Here is a 17,014-nt window from a genome sequence, read left to right as displayed (position 1 = left end):
ATGAACGACCAAAAACCCGCGGCCCCCGTAATTGGGGGCGGCGGGTTTTTGCGTGTCCGGCTGGATTTGTCGTACGACGGCGGCCCCTTCAGCGGCTGGGCATTGCAGCCAGGCAGGCGGACCGTCCAGGGAGTCCTGGAGGAAGCCCTGCACATGTTGATCCGGCGCCCGGTCCGCGTGACCGTCGCCGGCCGAACGGACGCCGGGGTGCACGCGCGCGGCCAGGTGGTGCACCTGGACCTGACAGACGCCGAGTGGCAGGGACTCCCGCGCGGGCACGAACTGGATCCCGCCGTCGCCTTGCAGCGCCGTCTCCGCGGCGCCCTCAGCCGAATTCTCGGGGATCTTACCGGGGCAGTCGAGGTGCACCGGATCTCGCTGGCGCCGGCAGGCTTCGATGCCCGGTTCTCGGCCCTCTGGCGGCGCTACAGCTACCGCATCGCGGACGGAGCCGCGCTCTGGGATCCGCTGGGCCGGTACTCAACGCTGTGGCACAAAAACCCGCTGGATGTTTCGCTGCTGAACGAGGGTGCCTCCAAGCTGCTGGGGCTACAGAACTTCCTGTCCTTCTGTAAACCCCGGGAAGGTGCCACCACAATCCGCGAGCTGCAGCGCTTCGAGTTCGGGCGCGCGGAAGACGGCGTCATCGTGGCCACCGTCCAGGCTGACGCCTTCTGCCACAACATGGTGCGCGCCCTGATCGGCTCTGCCCTGTACGTGGGGGAGGGCGTGGAGGAGCCGGGCTGGCTGTACGAGCGGCTGCTGGCCCGGAAGCGCGACGCAAAGTCCGTGCTGGCTGCGCCGCACCCGCTGGTGCTGGAGGAAGTGGCCTACCCGTCCGACGACGAGCTGCTGGCCCGCGCCGAGCTGACGCGGGCGGTGCGGCAATACTGACCCGAGGTTGGCCGTTGGATTACCCGGCTGAGCACTGCAAAGTGGCGGCAGTCAGGAACCCGGCCGGCCGGTAGTCTGCCGCAACGGTTGCCGCCGACTCCCAGTTCTGATAGTAGGAATGAAGAGTAAAGGTGACTGTCGTCGCAACCGACGAATTAATGTCGCTGGCCGCTACCGTACGTGTCCGGGTAGCGGCTGTGACGCTTTCTTCGGTTGCAGTACTGTTTCCGATTTGCGTGGAGAGCCTGTAGCCCGTTGCTTCAAGGGATCCGTTGTTGTCGTTCCAGGACAGGTCTATTTTGCCAAGATTCACGAAAAGAAAAGCGTCAATGGCTTGCTTGCACGCAAACGTTGGTGCGGCCAGCGACCGCGCGTTGTACTGGACAGCTCCGGTCGCATTATCAGTGAATGCGGCCTGGCTGGGAGCGGCGGTGTGAATCGCCCCGCCCGTGAGGACGCCAACGCACGCCAGCGCCATGGCAGTTAGCCTAGTGGCACGGCGGCCGTGACGTTGTGCACGACGGGTCCTCAATGATCGGCGCTCAGCGACACGATGTCCGATCAAAGGACTAACCCCAACCTGGGACGTACGGGAACTGCAACCCCGGCGTCGTGAAGAGCCAAAAGCGACGTAGAGCAGGTAGGCGGTCAAAAGGCCGCCGGCAAATACCGCCGCGGAACTGCTGAGCCAGGCTACGGCGTAACCCAGGAATGGAAAGTGCGCCACTACCCGGTCGGTCTCGTGGAGAACGTAGGGTGCTGCGTCGGCGACCGAATTTGCGTCACCTTTCAGCTTCACCGTTGCCGTTTCCCCGGCGATGTCGGCCTGGACAACCCTGTGGGTGATCCGGACCCCGGCGGCGTTCTCGACGCTGATGACATCACCGATGCTGATGCTTTTGGCCTCTACCGGGATACTGATGCCTAATGCGCCTGTCGGGATGGACGGGGCCATGGACCCTGAACGGAAGACCAGCGGCTTTGCGCCGGTGAGGACCGCTGCGATGGCGACGACCAGACAGAGGGCGCCGAGAACGGCGCCGAGTGTCAGCACATTGTTCTGAAGGCGTGAGAGCCTGCGCATCATTGATCAGCTTCCCATGCTGGCGTTGAATGTGAACGTCGCCGTCGTGCTTGTGCCCTGGAGGTTTGTGGCGGCGTTCAATGGCAACGAGACGAGCAGGCAGAGGTCTTCGGTTCCGGCGGGCGCAAGGGCTCGGGCAGTGGCAATCAATGAAGTGTTGAGAGGAACGTCTGCAGTCCCGATTCGCGTGCCAGTGCATGAACCTGTCGTCGCTGAGTTGTTGCTGGCAGAGCCGCCGGAATAGACGCCGACCAGCAGGGCTCCGCCGAGATCCCCGCCCTGGCCGACAAGTCCGGCCATGGCTGAGCCCGTTAGCGTGTAGGAAAGCGGGACCGTGCCCGAATTGGAGACTTGGAGCATGGCGGCCTTGCTCACTCCTGGGTACATGTCTGTCATGTTCAGTGAGGTGATGGTTGCGGAGTCCGCGTAAGTGCCACCGGGCAACTCCTTGAGCTTCAGGTCAAGGGTGCCCGCGCTGAAGGTCGCAGTTGCTTTCGATTCGTCGGTCCACGCTGCCAGCGTCCCCACGGCTCCGAGCCCGAGGACCATTCCGGCGGACAGGAGCGCCCGAAGACGCACGCTCCTTTCGGTGGAGGTGTCCTTCCGTGAGGCTGCGCTACGCCGTCCCATTCGGAACTCCTTCGCTAATAATCTTTTGTGAACGGCTTCGCGTCACTGCAAGCCAGCCGCCTGCAACGAGCGAGGCGCCGAGGGTTGCAATCCATAACCCGATAAGCCCGGTGTTTGCGAGAGGTGCCCCAGGCTGGGGGCCCTCCCCGCCAGTGTGGCGAACGGAACCATCGGGTCCGGTAGGAGAGGCCTGCAAGGATGATTCAGTCATGTTGACCCGAAACTGCACAGGTATGGCCTGCTCCTGCATTACGTTCGCGGCCTGGTCACCGAGCCCGACCGTGATTGTGATCTTTTGACTTTCTGCCGCGCCCATGGCCGGCATCGCCAGGATCAGCCGGTCTTCCCCGCTCGCGCCCGGCACCCGTGCGGAGCTCTCCCCAACAGATGCAATGACCCATAGGGATGCCGGTGAGGCCGCTGGAGAAAGAACCTCACCGTCGATGCCCACAGCGAGGTCAGCGTTGTAGCCGCTGCCGTTGCGGACCCAGAAACTCCGGCTGACCTGGTCACCGGGAACCAAGACAGTATCTTCAAACATTGGTTGATTCAGTGCCGGGCCCCACGTTTCGCCGTCGGCACTGAACAGCAACTCATCGGCTGCCGCGGCGGGCGAAGCCATGAGGAGCAAAGCGGAAACAGATCCCGTGACGATCAGCCCTGGCTGGCGGCTTTTCACGACGCCTCCGTAAGGGTGTTGGCAGGATGCGGACGTCGGCGGCGCCGCGCCTCGATCAGCGCAGAGGTGTACATGAATGCCGCATATCCGAGTAAACCAACCACCGTGATGCCGACCGCCCAGATGTGCTGTTCGCCAGTTAGCCAGCCGTTGACGTAGCCGAGCAGAGGCAGGCTGTACCAGACGACGCCGCGGATCTGGCCGGCCTTAACCGGCTTGTCGTCCGGGCTCGGGTTGGCGTCCCCTTGGGTGGTGAACAGCCGCTCGCCTTTGAAGGTGGTGGAGACGGAGGTGATGCGGTGCGTAACCACCCCCGGTTCCCCCGAACGGAGTTGGTACGTAATGGCCTCGCCCGTCTTTAGCTGCCCGGGCTCCACTGGGAGCGTGACCACTAAGCTCCCGGGAGGCATCCCTGGCCGCATGGAACCCGTGAGCACTGTGTACGGTGTGGCGCCGGCAACCTTGGGAACAATGATGGTCGCCGTCAGCAGTGCGAACACTGACAGGAGAAGCACCCATGAGGCGGTCTGCCGGACCCACCAGCCCAAGTTGGTGTCGTCAGGGGTGGAGCGGCGCTTCCCGCGGGTCATGATGTCTGGTCCCCTCTGAAGGTGAAGGTCACGGCGGTGGTGCCAGCGGCTGCGGCGATTGGAGCGTCGGCGGCGAGAGTGATTTCCATGCAAAGCGTCTCGGCCTGCAACGGCTCCAGCTTCCGGCCAGCGAAGGACGCCGTTTCATCAAGCGGAACCGGACCGAGGAAAGGATCTTCGGCCGGCAGTTCCCCGCATACAGTGTCTGCAGTCACGGCCAGCCGTAATGCGCTGACCAATACCTGATCGGCAGGATTGACTGCGCTCGCAACAACTGACCTCAGACCGTACGTCATGTCCGTGCTTCCACCGTTGGTGATAGTCAGCGGAGCCCTGACGGTTCTGCCGGGGGTGAGATTACCGGTACTAAGGGCATCAAACGAATAAACTTCAGGCTGGCCGCCCACCAGCAGCACGAGGCTGCCGGTGGTAACGGTCCCAGCGTCGACTGTGGCCTCGTCATGCCAGAGGGCTCCGGTGGTGCTCATCGAGCTCAGCATGACGAGCACCACCCCCCCAGCAAGAGTCAGCCACAGTCTATTTTTCATGGTGATAGCTCAGATCAGACTACAGCTGGGCTCTTCTGGTCCAGGGTCACGGCCAGTGCCGGCAGAAGAAGGTTCAGGTTCTGGTCTTCCTGCAGCGGAGTCTCTGCATCAAACTCAATTGTGATGGTCACGTTGAACGTGTGCTCTTCGCCTTTGTCGGTGAACGTCATGAGATTCGTGTTGACGTCGTCCACGACGAGATCTGGTCCGTCAACTGCACTGTGTGCGACCGTAGCACTAACGTAATCGCTTCCCAGCCCTGCGAAAGCGGTATCGAAAGAAGCCTTGCTGATTACAAGTTCCCCAGTGAGATTGTCGCCCGTCGCGCTAACGGTTACCGCTGTCGTGTAGGTGAGGCTGTCGCCGGGAACGATCGTCGCCAGGTCCTCGGACCAAACGCCGTTCGGGTTTACAGCGAGGTCAAGTTTACCCGTCGAAACCGTGCCGGCGTTGACGTTCTGGCTGTCTGACCAGAGAGCGAAAGTGCCTGCTCCGCCTGCGAGAAGGATGCCGGCTGCGCCTGCTGCGATGGCGCCTTTAGTAGCTTTGTTCATGATGGAGTCCCCCTGAGACCATAAGTGATTGTTGCGGCTCGTTTGCCGCCAAAAGAATCCTGTCATCCCTTCCACAGGAAAAGCGGCGGGTTTCGGCCAGCCTTGGCCAAGGGTTGGGAGATGAACCACAGTTTTTCCGCAGTGCAGTCCAAGCAAACGCGTTTAGAACGCTGGGGGAGGACCTTCCGCGGGCAGTGTCACAGTGAATGTGCTGCCTTCCCCTTGATTGCTCACGCAGGATATTTGCCCGCCGTGCCGTTCCACAATCATCTTGGTGATGGACAGGCCCAGGCCGGCGCCGGTGATGGCCGCGTCCCGGGCGGCGTCGGTCCGGAAGAAGCGCTTGAAGATCCTGTCCCTGTCCTCACTGCTGATGCCCATTCCGGTGTCGCTGACGGTGAGCTGCACCCACTTATCGGTGCTGCGGGCGCTGATGCTGACGTTGCCGCCGTCGGGCGAATACTTGATGGCGTTTGATACCAGGTTGTCCAGCGCCTGGCCGATCCGGAGCGGGTCCGCGTAAGCCCACAGAGGCGAGGGAACGTCCGCTGAAAGGTGGATATTCGCCAGCTCGGCCTGTGCCTGGGCGGAGCCGATGCTGGTTTCCACCAGACTCGCCAGGTCCGTCCGCTTGGGATGGACGTTGAGCGCTGCCGACGCCGAAGCCGACAGGTCGGCTACCAGGGCCAGCAGCCGCTCGGCATTCCGCTCGACTACCAGGAGGCGCTGGGCTATCTGCGGCGGTAAGGCGGCAACCTCGTCGAGCACCAGGTCCACATTGCCGATGATGGAGTTCAACGGCGTCTTGAACTCGTGGGTCACGTTGGAAACCAGCTCCTGGTTGGCCGCCAGCGCCTCCACCCAGCCGGTCACGTCGCTGTAAACAACCACGGCGCCTGTCAGCTGGCCGTCCTCACCCACCAGTGGACGGGCGGCGGTAGTCACCGCCCGCTGGTCAGCTCCCTCCCCGGCCCACACCAGATAGTCCGCGAAGGACTCCCCGGCGATGGCCCGGCTGATAGGCCGCTTTTCCGGAGGCAGCAGGGTCCGCCTGTCCTGGCCGAAGATCAGCTGGTGCCCCTGCCCGGGGACCGCGTCGTCGGCGTGAGTGGCCTGGCGGAAGTTCCGCTGCCGGCTGTTGGACACCAGGAAGTGGCCGGACCTGTCGACGGCGGCTATTCCGACGTCGGTGGCGTCCAGAACCGTCTCCAGCAGCTTTTCCCGCTCCCTGCTCTCGCGCAGCAGCTCGCGGAGTTCCCTGTCCTTCTCCGCCAGCTCACGCTGCTGCAGCCGGACGTGCGCACTCGCGAACCTGATGGCGAGGGACACCGCGAGCGTCATGAGGGGAAAGAGGAACGTGCTGGTGATGTCCGCGGCCGTGAGGTTGGGGAAGCGGCCGGCGAGCGTGGGAACCATGATGAACATGGGGCCGAAGAAGCTGAGCACAAGGCTGCTGCGGGTGAGCATCCCGGAGGCGGAAAGCCAGATGACCGGGAATACGGCGAGGACGGCCAGGCCCGGGAGCAGGGGAGCGGCGCCGTTCCGAAGCAGCCCGATGGAGACAAAGTCCAGGATGGGAATCAGCAGGTAGGGGCGGTGCGCAAGCCGTTCCCACGGGACCAACAGACAACCGAGGAAGAGCGCACCGGAAAGGATAATTCCGGCCAGATACAGGGGGCTGTGCAGCAGCGTGGGCCATGCAAAGGGGGTGGCAACGGCGAGCGCAGCCACGATCAGGGTGAGGGGCAGCTGGCACAGGGCCACCTGCGAACGCGGCCCGAGCCGCTGGAAGACCCTTGCGGATCCGCGGGGAAATAGGCGCTCAGCCATGAATCCTGCCCTGGCCATAGGGGGCCATGAGTCGAATTTCCGGCGCAGATGCGTCCGAATTCCTATGGGGCAACCTGGCACACATCCTCTCCGGTTGGTAATCCACATGTTCTGTCATAATAATTGACTTTTCAAATGCAATGTTGAAACAGGTGTCATCGGCCCTGCTTACTTGTAGCGTATAAAGAGTTGGAGCGGGTATGGCATTGGCGCTGGGCTGATGGGGGGCCATATCTGCCTGGCGTTGGGGATGGCGAATGGATGATCTTGGCGTAGCAGTAGTAATCGAAGATGACGTTGACATCAGGAATCTTTTAGAAGGGGTCCTGACCCAGGCTGGTTTCGAGGTCCACACCGCTGCGGATGGAAGGGAGGGCGTCGAAGTAGTGCGCCACCGGCAGGCCAGCGTGGTCACGCTGGACATCGGCCTTCCGGATATTGACGGGTTTGAAGTGCTCAGGCGGATCCGCGGTTTCAGTGACGCTTACGTGGTGATGCTGACCGGCCGGACTGAAGAGCCGGACCTGCTGTCCGCTTTGAACGCCGGGGCGGATGATTACATCGCCAAACCCTTCCGGCCGCGTGAGCTCCGGGCAAGGGTCGCGGCCATGCTGCGCAGGCCTCGGCACGAGATCCAAGGCCAGCAGGCCCTTGCGCCGGCCGCGTGGGCAGCGCCGCCTGCTGCACCGGCGCAACTGGCGGATACAGGCGTGCTGCGCCACAACGGACTCGCCCTGAATCCTCGGACCCGAACCGTAACCATGGACGGTGAAAACCTCGGTCTCACCCGCAGCGAATTTGACCTGCTCCACACACTCTTGAAAGGGGCGGGGGCCGTTTGTACCAGATCCCACCTCGTGCGCGCGGTCCGGGGGGACCTCTACGAGGCAGATGCCTATATCAGTGAGGCCGACGAACGGGCCGTGGAAGTGCACATCGGAAACCTCCGCCGTAAACTCCAGGAGGATCCACAATCTCCGCGATGGCTACAAACTGTGCGCGGCGTAGGTTACCGGCTGGCGCCGAAACGGGCGGACCAACAGAGCTGACGGACGCTGGACGTGGGGCCGTCAATCGTTTTTGAGGATGTAACTGGCCTGGAGTTCCGAAACCGTCTGGTTGCCGTCTTCGGCAACGCGCTTCATCAGGATCTGGCCCTGGCCAAAGTTGCCTTGGCGAATGACGCTTTCCAGGAGTTCCGCCAGGCGTGACAACCGCAGTCCGCCCACCATGGCCGAGGTGATCTTCAGACTGATGACGGCGTCCAGCGCGGCGTCCATGTCCTGGTTGTGCACGGCCGCTGCCAGCTTCGCGCACCGCTGGTCCCACATGGCTGCGTAGTCGCGCGCGAAGCGTACCGCCAGTGCGGGCCCGTCCAGCTGCTCTTCGAGCTCCTCAAGAATGTCGGTGTCGACGAGGGGGAGCAGCACCTCATAATCAGGCGTCATCCCAGTGGCTTCAGTCACCGCTGATTCCGCCGACACGGCGGCTGGGGGTGTGCCCTTGCCGCTGGGCTGCGGATCTGCGATGTCCATGCTTTAAGGCTACTTCCTGATTTTCGTCGAGGGACTGAATTAAGCCGATCCTGTGGAAACCTTGCGGGTGCTTGAGGAACCCGCGTCGTTGTGAATTACTGCCCGCTGAACGTGACAACGGTGTTGATAACAGCGGGACCGAGAATGGCGATGAAGAGGACCGGGAAAATGAAGAAGAGCAGCGGAAACAGGATCATCACCGGAAGTTTCATGGCTTTTTCCTCGGCGCGCTGGCGGCGTTTTACCCTCATGACCTTTGCCTGGATCCGCAGTACCCGGCTGATGGCAATACCGTAGGTGTCTGCTTGGATCACCGCCTGGACAAAGCTCCTCAGCTCCGGGATGCTGGTCCGCTCGGCGAGAGCCTGGTACGATTCCCGGCGGCTTCGGCCCACCTGCATGTCCTGCAGGGTACGGACCAGTTCCTCTGCGAGTGGTCCCTTGCCGTTTTCCCCGGCACGGGCCATGGCGCCCTCGAAGCCAAGGCCGGCCTCCACGGAAATCAGCATCTGGTCCAAGGTATTGGCCAGTTCCAGCTGCATGGCCTTCTGGCGCTCCTTGCCTTTGCTGTACAGCAGGAGGTCCGGGATGAAGTATCCCAGGAACAGCAGGAACAGCCCGGCCAGTTTCATGATGGGCGTACCGCCGACGGCACTCAGGTAGAGGCCGAGGGACGCGCCGGCCACGCCGAGGGCTATCTTGGCGCCGAGAACCTTTTCGAGGGGCATGGACAGCGGCCTGCCGGCGAGGGACAGCAAGCGATCGAGCTTGCGGACATAGGCAGGGGGAGTCAGGCGGTGACCGAGCCTTGCCAGGAAGCCCCGGGATTGTTTCTCTGGTGCTTCGGCAGTTTGGCGCCCTCGGGTGAGGATGGCGACGGTGGCAGTCCTCGCCTTCCGGTCGACGGACAGGATGGACCAGGCAAGGACGCCAACGGGAACCGAAACCAGCAGGAGCGAGGAAATTATCAGAGGGCTCATGACGGGCTCAGAACTTCAGATCAATGATTTTGCGCATCCACAGGCTGCCAATCGTCATCAGCACAACCGACGCACCAATCATGCCCCAACCGAGCGGGTGCGTGAACATCGAATTCATGTACCCGGGATTCACAGTCATCAGCATCAGCACGATGCCGAAGGGCATGGCGATGAGGATGTACGCCGAGAATTTCCCCTCTGCGGCAAGGGACTTGATGTGCCCCTTGATTTCGGAACGCTCACGGATGGTCTCGTTCACTTGGTCCAGCACCTCCGCCAGGTTGCCGCCCACTTCACGGTTGATCTGGATGGCCTGGGCTATCCAAACGAAGTCTTCGTTCCGCATGCGCTCAGAGGTGTCAGTCAATGAGGCGAGCAAGTCACGGCCAAGGCTCGTCTCGGTGATGACGCGTCGCATCTCCTCCGACGTGGGGCTCTGGGATTCAGCGGCCGCCGCATCGATGGCCCGAAGGATGCTGTGGCCTGCCCGCAGGCCGCCGGAGAGCAGCTGGAGGGTGTCGCCCAGTTGTTCATCGAACTTTGAGCGCCGCTTGCTTGCCAGGAATCCGAGCACCAGGTGGCCCACGAACGGCGCCAGGACAACCAGCAGGACGGAGATCGCAGGAATTCCGATCACCAGCCCCACCAATGCGCCCACGGTGGCGCCGGCGATGACCAGCACCATGTATTCAGTCTGGCTCAGCCGGAGTCCTGCATTTTCCAAAGCTTCGCGGTTGTAGAGACGGACGTTCCTGCTGCCCAGGAATCGTCCCAGGCCACCCACCGTGGCATCTGCGAGACGGGTAAGGCGCGACGGCGGGTCCGCCTCGTAGGGGCGGCGCCGGTCCAGGGCAATTTCGGGAGTGCGTGGCAGTACCAGCGCCACGCCCAGCATGATGGGGGCGAGGAACAGTAACGCGGCTCCAAGAATGATCAGCACTGTCCTAGGCCTTTCCGGTGCGAGTTGTGCTCGTCGCAGCCGTACCCGGGCCGGCCGAGGTGGCGAAAACGGCTGGCGACACATGAATCCCGAGGTCCTCGAACCGGTCGATGAATCGTGGGCGGATGCCGGTGGCCACTGGCTTGCCGAGGAAGCGCCCGTGTTGGTCAACGCCCGCGGAGTAGTCGAAGACGAAGGCGTCCTGGAGGGTGACAATGTCCCCTTCCATGCCTTGGACCTCAGTGACGTGTGTGATCCGCCGGGAACCGTCACGCAGGCGCGAGATCTGGACAATCAGGTTCACTGCGGAGGCGATCTGCTCCCGGATGGCACGCAGCGGCAAGTCCATCCCAGCCATGAGTACCAGCGTCTCCAGGCGGGCAACAGCGTCTCGCGGAGAGTTGGAGTGGACCGTGGAGAGGGAACCGTCGTGGCCGGTGTTCATGGCTTGGAGCATGTCCAGGGATTCGCCGCCACGGACTTCGCCGACAACAATGCGGTCGGGGCGCATACGCAGTGAGTTCCTAAGGAGTTCGCGGATGGTGACCTCACCTTTGCCCTCGGTGTTAGGGGGACGGCTTTCCAGCCGGACCACGTGGTCCTGCTGGATTTGGAGTTCCACTGCGTCCTCGATGGTGACGATTCGTTCGTCCGAGGGCAGGAAGGAGGACAGCACATTGAGGAGTGTGGTCTTGCCGGTGCCCGTACCGCCGGACACGATGATGTTGAGTTTGGCTTTGACGCAGGCATTAAGCAGCTCGGCCATCTCCGGCGTCAAGGTTCCGAAATCGATCAGGTTCCGCACCGTCAGCGGAGTCTTGCTGAACTTTCGGATGGTCAGCGATGAGCCGCCCACCGCGAGCGGCGGAATGACGGCGTTGACACGCGAACCGTCTTCGAGGCGCGCATCCACCAAGGGGGAGGACTCGTCAATGCGGCGGCCCACCTTGGACACAATGCGTTCAATGACCTTGCGTAGGTGCTCCTCGGAGCTGAAGCGCGAGTCCGCGAGTGTGAGGTGGCCTTTCCGTTCGACGTAGATCTGGTCCATGCGGTTGACCATGATTTCCGTAACGGCGGGGTCATCCAGCAGCCGCTGCAGCGGACCGTAGCCGAGGACGTCGTCGGCGACGTCCTGGACAAGGCGCGTCCGCTCCTCCGCGGACAGCGGAACCTGCTCGGCATCGATGATGCGGGTCAGTTCTTCCCGCGCCGAGGTTTTCAGCTCGTGCTCGGTGATCCCGGAGTCGTTGAATCGCGCACCCAGGCGCACGAACAGCGCGGTGGCGGCCCTTTCCTTGAGCGCGGCGAAAACGTCCACGGGCTGTAGAGGTTTTGACCGCGTCTCTTCCGGATGTGCGTGGGCAGGAACGACGGCGGCGGCAGGCGGTACCGCCGTCGTCGTCGCTTGTCCGGGGGGCTGTTCCAACCACTGCACGCGCTGGGTGGGGATTTCGGGGCGAGGCTGAGGGAGCGCAGGCGCCGACGCCTTAGCGGATGCAGGCTGGGTTTTGGCTTGGGCGGCGCTGATGCGCTCTGAAAGTTTCACTTAGACCACTACCCTTCGGTGCAGCTTGCGCTGCGATTTTGCCCGCCACGCCGGGTTGAAGCGTTCTACGAGCTGGTTGAGGCCTTTGGTTGCCGGATCCTTCACAGTCGCCTGGAGCACAGGGACCCCGCGGTTGGTGGACAGGGCCACGGCGCGCGAACGCGGGATACTCACGTCAACGGGCGCACCGATGGTGGATTCGAGGTCCTGGACGGTGAGTCCTGTCTTGGAGTCGGCCATGTTCAGCACCACGTGCCGCGTCTCTGGGAGGATATCCAGCTGGCGCAGGACATCCAGCCCCGAACGCAATCCGCGGACGCTCGGAATGTCCATGCCGCTGACCCACACCACGTCGGTGCACTTTTCCATGGCTGCGAGCCCTATTTCCGGCAGTCCTGGCGCGGTGTCCACCACAACGTACTGGAACTGCTCTGCCAGCTGTTCGATCAGCCGCCCGATCTGGTCCGGTGTTATCTCGTCTGCGTCCACGGGGGTTGTGGGAGCGCAAAGCGCATAGATGCTGCCCGGATGGACGGTGAGGAAGGCTTTGAGGACCAGGGAATCCTGGCTCGCGGCCGGAGACACCGCATCCGTCACGGTGTGCTCGGGGTCCAGATACAGCCCTGAGGCAACGTCCCCGAACTGGAGATCCAGGTCAACAATCACCACGCTCATGGGAGCGATCTTGCCCAGCCCGATGGCGATGTTGGTGGCGATGGTGGTTTTGCCTACGCCGCCCTTGGGCGAGAATACGCCGATGACCAGGCCCTTGTTGCTCTCGACGACCTGCTGGGGCGCAAGTGTGCGGTGGCGGCTGGCGTAGGACTGGCTGGCGCGCTCCAGGAGGACCCGCAGTTGGGCGGCGTCCGAACCGGGGGCGGCGATGTCGGTGATGCCTGCCCGCATTGCCTGCAGAAGGAATTCGGGTTCGGGTTCGGCGACAACAATCACGGCGAGCTCCGGGAAGCTGACCTTCAGAACTGTGGCGAAACGTAGTGCCTCGTCCAAAGGAACCTCGGGTCCCAGGAGCAGGACCTCCGGCTGCTCCTGGTCCAGGCTCGCGAAGAGCTGGTGCGGGTCAGCAGGGAGCAAACTCGTGGCGAAGGTTTGCACGCCGCCGTGCAGGCCGCCAGCCACCGCCTCTCGGAGGCGGGAGTCGAATCCTGTGTCGGGGGTGATAAGGACGAAGCGGCTCATTTATAGAGGTCCTGCCGGGTCATTACTCGGGGTCCGCTGTCCTGGGCGTCGACTGGTTCACGGCTGAGCCAGAGGGAAGCGTATTCTGCCGCGAAAACGATCTTGTTCGAGTTCACATCGTTTACGGCTACCGTGACCATGAGCATCCCAGTGGGTAGGTTCACGTCCTGCGGGTTGGGCTGGGCGGGGTCGGTTGCCGTGGCGGAGGGGTTTGCGGCTGTTGCTTCGGGCGCCCGCTGAACTGCCGTGACCAGGGCTTTGTGGATCGAGAGCTGGACCGTTTCCTTGTCCGGCTTCGCCTCCAGGCCGCCGTTTAGCAGGGAGATGAAGATGCCCACCGTGTCTCCGGGTGCCAGCCGGCCGCCCACGACGCGCTGAGGTTCAAGCTGGAAAGTGACTTCCTGCAGGCCTGCAGGCACGGGCACAGAGCCTGAGGTCTTCAGTTCTTCGGGGGAGACGAGGCGTTCGGCCAGAAGTTGCTCACCGGGGACAAGGTCCGCGGCGGTTACTTTTCCAACAACTCCGTCCAGCGTATTTAGTGCTGTTTTTGCGACGGCGGTGCCAGGCAGTTGTTTAAGGGCCACGGCTGCCTTCAAAGTTTCAAGGGACGATCCCGCGGGCACTGCCGTGCTGACTACGAGGACCCCGACGGGATCCAGGCCACTGACGGCCCGCTGGTCTGCGCCCTGAGCGTACGAAACAACGATGACCGCCCCGACGATGGCCAGCAGCACTGCCACCACACCGGCCAACAAACGTGACTTCACTGACTGCTCCTGTTGTATTTCAGATCAACGATTTCCAAGGAAGGACTAACTTGTGAGTTCGACGACGGTGGCACCGTAGGAATTAACCGGCCCAAGTTTGTAACCCTCTGCTAGGGAGACGTACTTGACGAAGCCCCCAATGATGCCTCGGCAGTCGCCGGTACAGGCAAGGCCAGCACCCACATCGGCGACTTTGTTGTGAAATATCAGGGCGGCGTTGGTGCCGTTATCTCCTGACGCAAACCGCCAGCCCACAACGTCAAATGCAGCGAATGCGGACAGGCTGTAGACCGCCGACGTTCCGGTGCCCGTGACTGACGTGTAGACCGGGAGAAGAAGAGTTATCTTGCCGCCAGACGTGAGCGTCGTGGCCCACTTCGTCAGCGTTTGTTCACAATTAGAGGGTGCGTCGTTGCCTGTCTCACTGCCGCTGGCACCGAGACTGAGGTTGATGTAGCCACCGCATTGACCGTCAATCTGCTTGAGCCACCCAAAACCACCTGGTACGGTCTTGCCGTCCACGACGCAGCTACTAGTCTTCTTTGACGTCAGCGTTGAACCCCGGCTTTCCAGAAGCTGTTGGCCCGCCCCAACCATCCCATTGACTTGGCAGAGCGAAAACGTAAGGGGGAAAAGGGTCGGGCCTTCTAGCGGGCTGCCCCAGCGGGCAGACGAGGGTGCCGTGACTTCCGTAGCATTTATTCCCAGGGCACGGGCGAAGAAGAGCGAAACCTGGTTAGGCGTGTGGACGCCCTCCTGAGCTCCCACCGTCAAAGCAACTGAGCGGTTGTCCGTGTCGAGCACAAACGACTTGATGTTGCTGAGACTGTCGTTGGCATTCTGATTGGCAAATGTTGTCGCAAGTGGTTTAGCTTTTATGCAGTCCGGATCGGCCGCGCTCCTGGCGCACTTCTGCGCTATCGCCAAAGCGGCTGCGTCGGCCCCGTTTCGGAGCTGGGTCCGTTCGGCGTACATCATGCCGACGTCCACAGCCATGGCGCCGAACCCGAGCAGCGCGACCAGCATCAGGGCTACGATCACGCTCACGGCGCCGCGTTCGCTGTCGTGTTTACGCGGTCCTGTTGTCATCCGCCGCACAGCATGGCCCCTTTGCCCGTCATGGGGAATGCGCCGGCTATCCCTGTCAATGTGGACTGGGTGTACGTGATGGTGACGCCAATCTGAGTGCCCGCTGCACAAGTAGCCGAGGTGGGGACGCTGAGATTCGTGAAGACAATCTTTGCGTCCTCCAGCCCTGGCCGCAGCGATGCCGCTGCCGCCTTGGCGGCGTTTTTAGCATCTGTTGGGCTGTTGGAGATGGCCATCACCCGGACCGCTTCGCGGGCGGCTGCCGATAGCGTTGCCTGCGCGTTGTAGGCGCGGCTGAACTCCATGATGCCTAGGAGCAGCATGACGAGAACGGGTGCCACAATCGCGAACTCGACCGCGACGGCTCCACGCTCGGATGTCCTGGGCATGGTGGCACCTTTCCTACTGCGTTGGGGACATGAAAATGGATGGCCCAAAAGATGGGGTGGTGGAGGCTTCGAGCCCACCACCACCCCGTCCCTTCCTGCCCGCGATGGCTAGGGGGCGCAGCTGCTCCCTGCTGTACCAGCAGGTGGAATGTAGGCGCCCTTGCCCTGAACATCACAAGAAACTTGGCCAAACAGGGTGGTCAAAGTATCGCCGAGAAAAGTGACGGCGACGATGATGACCACGGCGATGAGGGCGACCATGATGCCGTATTCGACGGCTGTGGCGCCCTTTTCGTTGGTCTGGAGGCGGATCATGAGGTTCGTGTAGAGAGAAAGCATTTGAGACTCCTGAGCGAGTGGGGGAAGCTGGCCCTGCACCAGCTCTGAAAAAAACATAGCAACGCTTGATGGCACATTGACCGGAATTTGCAGCATCCTGTGCTAAGCCTTCCCAATGAGCCCTGTTCCTGCGCTTTTCCTTCGCTAGCACTGCGCTGGACCTTGGAATCCGAAACGTTCGGGCACACAAACGGACCCCCTCGGTTCTGGGTGCCGAGGGGGTCCGGTCTTTGGGGCGCCAACTGGCACCATGGGTGAGGCCTTCAGGGCCGCATAGCGAGCCGAATTAGGGGATACCTAGAACAACTTTCAAGTGTGCGGTTAACTCGTCATACCAGCCGCTCAATGCAAGCCCAAAGAGTGACACTCCAGCGAACGCTATGACCACAATGAAAGCCATCAAGATGCCATACTCTGTCGCAGTCGCTCCCACTTCGTCAGGAAGGAGTCGTAGTGCCCTCTGGCGGAGACGCAGGCCCAGTCCTGACAACAATTCGATCATTTGGTCCCCCTAGAATCGCTAGCTCGTACCAGCTGCTACTGGTTGCTGAACATGGACAGGATGCTTAGTACAGCCGGTCCAAGCACGACGATGAACAGTGCGGGGAGGATGAAGAAGATCAACGGGAAGAGCATCTTGACGGGCATCTTCATCGCGTGCTCTTCGGCACGTTGTTTGCGCTTGATCCGCATGTCCTTCGCCTGGGCCTTAAGGACCCCCGCTATTCCAATGCCGTAGGTGTCAGCCTGTACCACGGCACGCACAAAACTGCGTACGTCGGGTACATCAACTCGATCGGACATTGCCAAATAGGCTTCCTTTCGGGAACGCCCCACCTGGATGTCCTGGAGAGTCCTTACCAGCTCCTCTGAAAACGGGCCGGTGCTGTTTTCCGCTGCCCGCCCCATTGCGGTTTCAAATCCCAGGCCAGCCTGAACAGAGATCAGCATCTGGTCCAGAGCGTTCGGGAGCTCTAACCGAATGGCCGCCCGCCGTTTCGTCGCTCTATTTCGGATCAATATGTCTGGGAGGAAATAGCAAAGCGCCGTGATGGCTATGCCAAGAACGAACCGACCAGTTGAAGGGTCTGCGATGAAGGTAAGGTATCCAAGGACCATGCCCGCGAAGGCCAGCAGGGGCTTGACCATGATAATTCTCGCCAACGGCCAATCTTTGGGCCTTCCTGCACCGGCGAGCTGCTGGTCCAGCCAAGCCTCATAACTCTTCGGTGTGAGCTTGCGGGCCACCGTCGAATACTGCTCATTAGCAGTGCGTGCTGTATTCATCTTTCGCCCAAGACCCAGATTGGTCTGGATGTTTCGAATCCCGGCACGGTCGGCCGTGACGGCTAGCCACATCATCAGGGAAATAGGGACGATAATGGCAAGAATCGCCGCATATGCAATCGGCTGCATCTTT

General features: G+C 62.0%; 19 protein-coding genes. 2 read left to right on the top strand and 17 right to left on the bottom strand.

The genetic code is table 11. From position 1 onward, the window contains the following. A complete protein-coding gene (locus QFZ36_RS06335; RefSeq protein WP_306634824.1) occupies window positions 1-894 on the top strand; it encodes a tRNA pseudouridine synthase A in 894 nt (297 codons plus the stop codon). 19 nt (window positions 895-913) lie between these two features. Here the strand turns inward: QFZ36_RS06335 and QFZ36_RS06330 are convergent, their stop codons facing one another. From QFZ36_RS06330 to QFZ36_RS06300, 7 genes are all read right to left on the bottom strand, one after another. After that, on the bottom strand, window positions 914-1,981 hold the full coding sequence (locus tag QFZ36_RS06330; protein ID WP_306634822.1) for a signal peptidase I: 1,068 nt from the start codon (window positions 1,979-1,981) through the stop codon (window positions 914-916). 3 nt (window positions 1,982-1,984) lie between these two features. Beyond that, window positions 1,985-2,608 carry a TasA family protein gene (locus QFZ36_RS06325; protein WP_306634820.1) on the bottom strand — a complete coding sequence of 208 codons (624 nt, stop codon included), beginning with the start codon at window positions 2,606-2,608 and terminating at the stop codon, window positions 1,985-1,987. Beyond that, on the bottom strand, window positions 2,595-3,287 hold the full coding sequence (locus tag QFZ36_RS06320; RefSeq protein ID WP_306634818.1) for a hypothetical protein: 693 nt from the start codon (window positions 3,285-3,287) through the stop codon (window positions 2,595-2,597). Before QFZ36_RS06320 ends, QFZ36_RS06325 begins: the two co-directional genes overlap by 14 nt. After that, complete coding sequence (locus QFZ36_RS06315) at window positions 3,284-3,877, bottom strand: signal peptidase I (protein ID WP_306634816.1); 594 nt, start codon at window positions 3,875-3,877, stop codon at window positions 3,284-3,286. Before QFZ36_RS06315 ends, QFZ36_RS06320 begins: the two co-directional genes overlap by 4 nt. After that, window positions 3,874-4,365 (bottom strand): hypothetical protein, encoded by a 492-nt coding sequence (locus tag QFZ36_RS06310; protein WP_306634814.1) that lies wholly within the window; start codon window positions 4,363-4,365, stop codon window positions 3,874-3,876. The genes QFZ36_RS06315 and QFZ36_RS06310 overlap by 4 nt, the downstream gene beginning before the upstream one ends. Window positions 4,366-4,439: 74 nt before the next feature. After that, a complete protein-coding gene (locus QFZ36_RS06305; RefSeq protein WP_306634812.1) occupies window positions 4,440-4,979 on the bottom strand; it encodes an alternate-type signal peptide domain-containing protein in 540 nt (179 codons plus the stop codon). Between the two features lie 162 nt (window positions 4,980-5,141). Then, entirely contained in the window at window positions 5,142-6,809 is a 1,668-nt protein-coding gene (locus QFZ36_RS06300; RefSeq protein ID WP_306634810.1) for a sensor histidine kinase, read from the bottom strand. Between the two features lie 257 nt (window positions 6,810-7,066). Here QFZ36_RS06300 and QFZ36_RS06295 point away from each other — a divergent pair, with 257 nt between their 5' ends. Then, window positions 7,067-7,858: a response regulator transcription factor gene (locus QFZ36_RS06295; protein WP_306634808.1), complete on the top strand. Its 792-nt coding sequence runs from the start codon at window positions 7,067-7,069 to the stop codon at window positions 7,856-7,858. Between the two features lie 21 nt (window positions 7,859-7,879). Here the strand turns inward: QFZ36_RS06295 and QFZ36_RS06290 are convergent, their stop codons facing one another. From QFZ36_RS06290 to QFZ36_RS06245, 10 genes are all read right to left on the bottom strand, one after another. Beyond that, window positions 7,880-8,344, bottom strand: a complete 465-nt coding sequence (locus QFZ36_RS06290) for an Hpt domain-containing protein (RefSeq protein ID WP_306634806.1) — start codon at window positions 8,342-8,344, stop codon at window positions 7,880-7,882. 95 nt (window positions 8,345-8,439) lie between these two features. After that, the gene (locus QFZ36_RS06285; RefSeq protein WP_306634803.1) at window positions 8,440-9,324 is read right to left on the bottom strand and encodes a type II secretion system F family protein; all 885 of its coding nucleotides are present in this window, start codon (window positions 9,322-9,324) and stop codon (window positions 8,440-8,442) included. Between the two features lie 7 nt (window positions 9,325-9,331). Further along, window positions 9,332-10,264, bottom strand: coding sequence for a type II secretion system F family protein (locus QFZ36_RS06280; protein WP_306634796.1), 933 nt, complete (start codon window positions 10,262-10,264; stop codon window positions 9,332-9,334). A 4-nt stretch (window positions 10,265-10,268) separates the two neighbouring features. Continuing rightward, complete coding sequence (locus QFZ36_RS06275) at window positions 10,269-11,693, bottom strand: CpaF family protein (protein WP_373427075.1); 1,425 nt, start codon at window positions 11,691-11,693, stop codon at window positions 10,269-10,271. 120 nt (window positions 11,694-11,813) lie between these two features. Next, complete coding sequence (locus QFZ36_RS06270; protein WP_306634792.1) at window positions 11,814-13,010, bottom strand: AAA family ATPase; 1,197 nt, start codon at window positions 13,008-13,010, stop codon at window positions 11,814-11,816. Continuing rightward, complete coding sequence (cpaB, locus tag QFZ36_RS06265; protein ID WP_306634790.1) at window positions 13,007-13,777, bottom strand: Flp pilus assembly protein CpaB; 771 nt, start codon at window positions 13,775-13,777, stop codon at window positions 13,007-13,009. The genes QFZ36_RS06270 and cpaB overlap by 4 nt, the downstream gene beginning before the upstream one ends. Before the next feature lie 45 nt (window positions 13,778-13,822). Further along, window positions 13,823-14,824, bottom strand: coding sequence for a pilus assembly protein TadG-related protein (locus QFZ36_RS06260; protein ID WP_306634789.1), 1,002 nt, complete (start codon window positions 14,822-14,824; stop codon window positions 13,823-13,825). 38 nt (window positions 14,825-14,862) lie between these two features. Beyond that, window positions 14,863-15,255, bottom strand: a complete 393-nt coding sequence (locus QFZ36_RS06255) for a TadE/TadG family type IV pilus assembly protein (RefSeq protein ID WP_306634787.1) — start codon at window positions 15,253-15,255, stop codon at window positions 14,863-14,865. 108 nt (window positions 15,256-15,363) lie between these two features. Continuing rightward, complete coding sequence (locus QFZ36_RS06250; protein ID WP_306634785.1) at window positions 15,364-15,690, bottom strand: Flp family type IVb pilin; 327 nt, start codon at window positions 15,688-15,690, stop codon at window positions 15,364-15,366. Between the two features lie 441 nt (window positions 15,691-16,131). Next, window positions 16,132-17,010, bottom strand: coding sequence for a type II secretion system F family protein (locus QFZ36_RS06245; protein ID WP_306634783.1), 879 nt, complete (start codon window positions 17,008-17,010; stop codon window positions 16,132-16,134). Window positions 17,011-17,014: the final 4 nt, after the last annotated feature.

The sequence above is a fragment of the Pseudarthrobacter siccitolerans genome (assembly GCF_030823375.1).
GTDB lineage: Bacteria > Actinomycetota > Actinomycetes > Actinomycetales > Micrococcaceae > Arthrobacter > Arthrobacter siccitolerans_A.
Note: the sequence above shows the minus strand (reverse complement) of the source record. Positions and strands in the feature narration are given on the sequence as shown.